The following is a 6,986-nucleotide window of genomic DNA, read 5'->3' on the forward strand; positions in this document are numbered from 1 at the left end:
TCGGTTCAACGGAATCCGCAGCAGGTCCGCATTGGTCCTGTCGCCGCGGCATTGTCAGCGGTGATCGATATGGTCGGCGCCGCTGATCAGATGAGGAGCGCGGACCATGAGATCTCCGGACGAACTCGACAACGTTCAGTGGCATGCCCTGACCCACGCCTACGGTTCGGCCGAGGACGTGCCTGAGCTGATCAGGGCCCTGTACCAGGACGATGAGGAGACGGCCGGCGAGGCGATCTATGAGCTGTACGGCAACATCTACCACCAGGGCACGGTCTACCCGGCTTCGGCACCCGCCGTCCCCTTCCTCGCTCACGCCGTCCGGCACGCCCCGGGCAAGCGCGACGAGTTGCTGATGCTGCTCGCCGTCCTCGCCGACCACGACCCTGCGGACGTCGAATCACCGCACTGGCCCGGCAGTTCGGTTGCCGCGATCTGCGACGAGCTCTGCCGGGTGCTCCCGGACCTGCTGCCCTGCCTCGATGACGGTGAACGGGGGGTGCGCCGGGCGGCGCTCCGGGTGGTCGCCGCCGTGGCCGAGCTGCTCCCGGCTGAGCTAGGGGCCTCCGTCGTGGTGCAGCTCGACAGGCTGTACGCTGCCGATCCCGTCCCGGCGGTGCGGGCGGACGCGATGGTCGTCCTGGCCCGGCTCGGCCGGGAGACGGCGGCACTGGACAGCCCACTGCCCGAGGTCAGGCTGGCGGCGGCCCTGCTCGGCATGGAGCGTTCCGAGCCGCCGTACCCGGCTGATCTCGTAGCGGTCATCGCCCAAGACGGTGCCGAACCCGACCCGGGGGACGACGACTTCCCGTGGTCGGACACCACCACCCAGGAGGAGCAGCTCACCCGCCTGCTCACCCAGGATCCGGACGCCGGCCTCACCGTGGCCGCCCGCTGGATCGCGGCCGGAGACCTCGGCTCGCGCGGTTCCTGGCTGGCCCAGAACATCGCCGAGACCTGGCGCGACCAGGAACCCGAGGTATTGGAACTGCTGCTGGCCGCCCTGCCCCACCAGAAGGACGCCCGTGCCCTCGCCAGCCGCCTGCGCAGTATCGGCCACTGGATCGAGCACCTGCCCGAGCTCGGCGCCGACCTCCGGGACGCGCTGCACCGGTACGCAGGTGCCGATGATGAGACCGCCGGGCCGGCGCTCCTGGCCCTGGTGTGCTCCCGCGATTCCCGCGCGCTGGAGCTGGTGCTCCGCCACCCCACAGCCCAGCTGCTGGCAGCGGCGGCGCGGCACTTCCCCGAGGCGGTCGACCAGCTGATACCCGTCATCCGCCGTGAGCTGGCAGCGGGCGCCACCGGAAATGCGGGCATCGCCCTTGTCGGGGCCCTGGCACCGTTCGGTGCCGCCGCCCGCCAAGCCCAGCCCGAACTGGCCGACTGCCTCAAGACCGGCCGCGCGGCCATCGTCGCCGCCCGCCAGCTCGGGCTCAACGGCATACAGACGCCGGAGGTCACCGATCTGCTGCGCAACGCCGCGCAGAGCACCGACTCTTCACTCAGTGCCGCGGCAACCGTGGCCCACTACCAGCTGACCGGCGACGCCGGTGCGACGCTTCGCGCCTTCGAAAGGCTGCTCGCGGCCGGAGGGCAGACTCACTGGTACCTGAGCAGCCTGCAGCCGCTGGGCAGCGCCGCCGCTCCGCTACTGGCGTTCATCGAGCCTCTGCTGGGATCCGGACACCAGTGGACTCGGATGGCGGCCGCCGAGGCCCACCACTGGATCACCGGATCCCCGGACCGCGCCGTCCCCGTCCTCGCCGAGCTGGTCAGCCCCACCCCGGTCGGCCTCCGCGCCCTCAAGGCCCTCGCGGCCACCGGCCACGTCCCAGAGGAGCTCCGCCCCACCCTCCGCTCCTTCTTCTTCTCCCCGCTCCGTCTGCTCAACGACTCGCCCCTGTCCGGACAAGGCCACCCGGACGAAGAACTCCGCACCCTGGCGCGAACGCTGCTCACCGCCGACTAACTTGCCGGTGGGTTGGCGTGGGTTCGCTGCCGCACCCTCCCTCGTCGGCGGCAGGCCCGGCATGCCTTCGCGTGGCCGCCGCGAGGCGTCCGGCGCTACCAGTGGTGCTGACGACGTAAGCACCACGACCGCTGGTCTGCTCCTGTGCGTCAGCCGTGTCAGGAGACACGCCGGTAGGCGGCGGCCGGGCCGATCACGCCGGGACCGTACTTGTCACGGATCCGGTCGCTGACGGCTTCGGCGGCCAGGCGGGCCTCGCGGGCCCGGTCGAGGCTGATCTGCTCGGCGACCTGATCGGCGTCGACCAGGTCCTCGGCCCTGAGCGCGATCCCGGTCAGCCGCCCCCTCTGCAAGCCTGCGGCATCGATCAGCCGGTAGGCCATGGCGCGCAGGTCTTCGTCGTGCCCGGAGGACTGCGGCAGACGGCGGGTTTTCTCCCAGCTGGTACCGCCGGCGAACCGCAGCGTCAGCGTCAGGCCGCGGGCCGCCTGCCCCCGGTGGCGCAGCAGTTGTCCGAGCTGGACGACCAGGTCGAGCAGGGCGGCACGGACTGCGGCGCCGTCCAGGGTGTGCCGGTCGAAACTGTGACGGACCGCCGCCGAGGCGGGCAGGGCGCGCGGGATGACGGGGGCGGGGATCGTTGCCGCGAGCGCGGTCGGCGGCCATGCGCCCGGCACGACCGCCCAGCAGTCGCTGCACCGTGGCCGGCGGCACCGTGGCGAGCAGGCCGACGCAGCGGATGCCGTAGTCGCGCAGGACGTTGGCGTGGCGTGGGCCGATGCCATGGAGGGCTTCCACGGGCAGCGGCGCCAGCCATTCAGTGACATGGTCCGTATCCACGGCCAGCACGCCGCCGGGTGCCCCGACCTGGCCGGAGGCGGTGGCCGCGACCGTGATCGTCGGCCCGATCCCGATCCGAACATCCACACCGAGTCGGGAGATCGTGCGGACTCGCAGCACCTCTCCCAGCCGACGCGCGTCCACGCCGTGGTAGCGCAGGGCGCCCTTCAACTCCACCAGGGCGGCAGACGGCGGCAGCGCCTGGACGACCGGAGACAGTTCAGCAAGCTGCTCCAAGACCTGCCGGAAGACCTCCTCCGGCAGCCGGTCCGGGCAGCGCACATGCATCACGGTCGACACCCCTCGTGCCGTCGCGTCCGCAGTCACAGGCCCACCTCCTCCACCCCTACGATATCGAACTAAGATTCGAACACGCGAGAGATGGGGTGGCGCTGAGCCGATCTAGAATCGGCAATGTGTTCGACGACTTGCCTCCTGACCTGGCGCGACTGCTCACCCTGAGGGTCTGGCACGCCATGTGGCTGGAGCGCATCGACCAGAAGATCGCCGCCATACGACAACGGGAAGCCCAGCGGGAGGACGGCCACAGGAACCGCCCGCCGGCCCCGGACTGGCTCGTCGAACTCGGCATCGGCGACGGGCGCCCACCCGTCCAGATCCACACCGGCGACTGCCACATGGCAGGCAAACGACACCGGCACCGTCCCGTCAGCCGCGAGGAAGCACGCCGACTCCTGGCCTCAGGACTGCACGCCTGCACCCACTGCCACCCCGACCAGCACCTCGGCATCCTCGACTAGGAACAGGCGACACCATTTCGTCCTGGTGGACGGTTCTGGGACCCTGCCGTGCCCGGAGACAGCGAGCCAACCCGTGCTGAAGCTCGCCGGCTCCCTCGTCGGCCAATGCGGGTCCACGCGTGCCTGCGCCCAGGCAGCCCCAGTGCCACTAGGGCTGCCAGTTCCTGCCCTCCTTCGTCTTGGGCCGAAAATGTGGTGGTGAGGACCTTGCCTCCAAGCGAGCCTGGGGGCGGCTGCGCTTGCGGGACGCAGCGACTGGGGACGGACCGCAAAAGGGGACGGGTATGCAGAGGTTGAAGGCCCGGATCGGCACGCTTCTCGGTGCCACGGCACTACTAATCGGCAGTGCCTTGGCCATTCCCTCTCAAGCAGACGCGAGCACAGGCGTCATCACTTACGGTTCCACTAATCACCACGGCGTTTGGTGTGTACAGCGCATCATCAATCGCCTCGGTATCTACCATCACCTCACCGAAGACGGAATCTTCGGGAACGACACCGAGAAGGGCGTGGAGACTTTCCAGATCTGGTGGGACGAGCACTACTGGAACCTGTGGATCTTGACCCGTGACGGAATCGTAGGACGTGCCACCGGGTCAGCGCTGCTAGCTGCAATCAATGGGGATAGTTACTGCGAGCAGTACCTGCCCTGAGTTCCGTACACGGCTTGGGCTTTCGTCCCACGGGTAAACAGAAGCCGCGACCGTGCAACCCAGCTCAGAGGTCGTTTTCTCCCGATGTTTCATCCCGGAATTAGTGTTTGATCCCGTGGTGTCGGGTCGCGCCAGGAGATGGTGGCTTCGCCAGTGAGGCGGCGGGCCATGAGGTCGGTCATGGCGAGGTGGATCATGGCTTCGGAGCGGGTGGGCAGGGTTTCGTAGTCGCGCGCCAGGCGGCGGTGAAACATCAGCCACCCGTAGGTCCGCTCGACGGTCCAGCGCTTGGGCAGCGGCGTGAATCCCCTGGTGCCGGAAGTGCGTTGGACGATTTCCATGTCGATGCCGAGGGTGGCTGCGTGCTCGACGAGGTGCTGGCGGTAGCCGCCGTCCACCCAGACTTTGCGGATGGTGGGGTGGGCGGCGGCCACCTGGTCGACCAGGTGGGTGCCGACGACGGAGTCCTGCACGCTCGCGGCCGTGACCAGCACCGCGAGCAGCAGTCCGAGGGTGTCGGTGACGATGCTCCGCTTGCGGCCCACGATCTTCTTGGCCGCGTCCGTGCCCTGCCCGGCGGCCGGGACACTGGTGGAGGTCTTCCCGCTCTGCGCGTCGATCACGCACGCGGACGGCTCCGCTCCCTAGCCCTCCTTCTGCCGTAACAGCCTGCGCAGTACGCCGGTGAGCTGGGTGAACACGCCGGCCTTCTCCCACTTCGCGAAGTAGCCGTAGCAGGTCTCCCAGGGCGGGAAGTCGTGTGGCAGGTAGCGCCACTGCAGCCCGGTGCGGTCGAACAGGATCGCGTTCATGATCTCGCGCAGGTCGTGCTCGGGCGGGCGCCCGATGTTCAGCGCATACCGGCGCCGCTCGGCCCGCCAGGCGCTCAGCGCTCCATCAACTCCCAGCGGGCATCGGAAAGATCACTCGGATACGCACGACGTTCAGCCATGACGTGGACGTACCGCCGACCGGGGGCGTGCGCCCAGGCGTGCGCCGCAAGCGGCGGAAGCACGGACCATGCAACGGGCGTCTTGGGATGAGACAGGCGCAAGTCGCATCCCGCCCCGGCCGTCACCCCATCCGGCGCATGTGCCGCAACCACTCCACCAGACCCGCCAAGACGCCAATCTCTGGCCGAAGAGCCCAGGGCAAAAGGCGTATCGCAGGTGAAAACGACCTCTCAGCTTGTCTTTTATCCTCTGTCCGTGTCGTACGGCGGTGACGGTTGGTTCCAGACGTCATCACACCTGCTGATGATCTGACGGAGTTCGCGGGCAGTTCGAGGCGACACGGCCTGCGTCACGGCGTCGAGGAGAGCACGCGCTTCAAGGGGATTGCCGCAGCAGTACCAGTGCACGTTGCCCCACTCGTAGTCATGCCACAGCTCGCGCTCGGGACGACGGACGTAGTCCTTCCACAAGCGCACGGCTGCGCTGACGTCGCCTGGCTGCAGATAATTCCGGGTGTGCTCGAGACGGTGGATCTCTGACAGCGCACGCGAGGACAGGCCGTCGATGACGGGGTTTGCGTCTGGTGTCCGGTGGCGGCGGGAGATGCCGGCCCGGATGTGTCCTGGCCGTCTACGCGGCATGGACCTTTCGGTTCGTCGTCATGCCGAACATGGTGCCATGGCTCCGAACGACACCTCGAACGGGTTCGCCCGTCTGGGGATTCGCCGGGCAAGCGGACGGCCAGGCTACGGGCTCGGCGACCAGCCCCGCCGCCTGCCACGCAAGCCGGCGGTCCGCGACAGCGGCAGCGGCAAGTGCGTGTGCACCTCGTCCAATAGCACCACCCGCGGCCCCGCCCCGGGTATCCAGCCCAACACCCGTCCCAGGACCGACCCGGCACTGACCCGGTTGAGCATCTCCGTGGTGGTGAAGAGCAACTTGGGAGCATCGTGACACAGCGACTGCCGCGTCAGCGCCACCATTCACGGGCCACCTCCCGCAGTCGGCTCGAGCCCACCTTGTCCCCGGACAGCGACAACTTCACCTGGGGGTAGTGGTCCGCCATCCACTGCTGCACCCGCTCCTGGACGCCCGCATCCATGCCATACACCAGCACATGCGCCGGCGAGATGGTGACCGTGCTGTCGCTGCCGGGCTCCGAGCGACTCGACGGGTTGTCCGACGAGCCACATCCCGGTGTGCCCCGCACCATCACAGACGCCCAGGTGGAAGAGGTGGTGGTGCGCACTCTCGAAGAGGTGCCCGAGGGTGCCACCCACTGGTCGAAGCGGGAGCTGGCGAAGCGGGTGGGGATCTCCCCGACGAGCGTGCTGCGGATCTGGCGGGCCTTCGGCCTGCAGCCCTGGCGCACGCAGGACTTCAAGATTTCCCCGGACCCGCTGCTGATCGACAAGATCCGCGACGTGGTCGGGCTGTATCTCGCCCCGCCGGCGAACGCGGCAGTTTTCGCGGTGGACGAGAAGCCGCAGATCCAGGCCCTGGAGCGGACCGCACCGGTGCTGCCGATGGTGCCCGGCACCCCTGAGCGGCGCAGTTTCGACTACGTCCGGCACGGCACCGTGGACCTGTTCGCCGCCCTGAACACCGCCACCGGCAAGGTCATCGGGAAGCTGTCGGCGACGCATCGGGCGGTGGACTTCCGCGACTTTCTCGATGAGATCGACCGCCAGACCGATCCCAGCCTGGCGGTGCACGTGATCTGCGACAACTGTGAGGATCATGGTGTGTCGCAGGGGGCCGGAGCCTGACCCGTGCGACAACTGGCCGCAGCTGCCTTGGAGTGGAA

The 6,986-nt window shown here is 68.7% G+C and carries 5 protein-coding genes and 3 pseudogenes; 5 read left to right on the top strand and 3 right to left on the bottom strand.

The window, feature by feature from the left end; all coding sequences use genetic code 11:
- The first annotated feature begins 106 nt into the window (after positions 1 to 106).
- Positions 107 to 1,972, top strand: coding sequence for a hypothetical protein (locus ACIRC0_RS38410; RefSeq protein ID WP_403626381.1), 1,866 nt, complete (start codon positions 107 to 109; stop codon positions 1,970 to 1,972).
- 158 nt (positions 1,973 to 2,130) lie between these two features.
- On the opposite strand, the pseudogene ACIRC0_RS38415 reads toward ACIRC0_RS38410, so the two are convergent.
- Positions 2,131 to 3,100: pseudogene (locus tag ACIRC0_RS38415) on the bottom strand (hypothetical protein).
- Positions 3,101 to 3,228: 128 nt separating this feature from the next.
- Here ACIRC0_RS38415 and ACIRC0_RS38420 point away from each other — a divergent pair.
- Complete coding sequence (locus tag ACIRC0_RS38420; protein WP_403626383.1) at positions 3,229 to 3,573, top strand: DUF6233 domain-containing protein; 345 nt, start codon at positions 3,229 to 3,231, stop codon at positions 3,571 to 3,573.
- Between the two features lie 284 nt (positions 3,574 to 3,857).
- Positions 3,858 to 4,226, top strand: a complete 369-nt coding sequence (locus tag ACIRC0_RS38425; RefSeq protein ID WP_403626386.1) for a peptidoglycan-binding protein — start codon at positions 3,858 to 3,860, stop codon at positions 4,224 to 4,226.
- Between the two features lie 89 nt (positions 4,227 to 4,315).
- Here ACIRC0_RS38425 and ACIRC0_RS38430 read toward each other — a convergent pair.
- Positions 4,316 to 5,178, bottom strand: a pseudogene (locus ACIRC0_RS38430) (IS5 family transposase).
- Between the two features lie 679 nt (positions 5,179 to 5,857).
- Between ACIRC0_RS38430 and ACIRC0_RS38435 the strand changes: the two are divergent.
- Positions 5,858 to 6,133 carry a hypothetical protein gene (locus tag ACIRC0_RS38435; RefSeq protein WP_403626389.1) on the top strand — a complete coding sequence of 92 codons (276 nt, stop codon included), beginning with the start codon at positions 5,858 to 5,860 and terminating at the stop codon, positions 6,131 to 6,133.
- A 16-nt stretch (positions 6,134 to 6,149) separates the two neighbouring features.
- On the opposite strand, the gene ACIRC0_RS38440 is transcribed toward ACIRC0_RS38435, so the two are convergent.
- Positions 6,150 to 6,281, bottom strand: coding sequence for a hypothetical protein (locus tag ACIRC0_RS38440; RefSeq protein ID WP_403626392.1), 132 nt, complete (start codon positions 6,279 to 6,281; stop codon positions 6,150 to 6,152).
- A 58-nt stretch (positions 6,282 to 6,339) separates the two neighbouring features.
- Here ACIRC0_RS38440 and ACIRC0_RS38445 point away from each other — a divergent pair.
- Positions 6,340 to 6,921, top strand: a pseudogene (locus tag ACIRC0_RS38445) (IS630 family transposase); the annotation flags it as partial.
- Positions 6,922 to 6,986: the final 65 nt, after the last annotated feature.

This window comes from Streptomyces sp. NPDC093984 (assembly GCF_044764595.1).
Lineage (GTDB): Bacteria > Actinomycetota > Actinomycetes > Streptomycetales > Streptomycetaceae > Streptomyces > Streptomyces cynarae.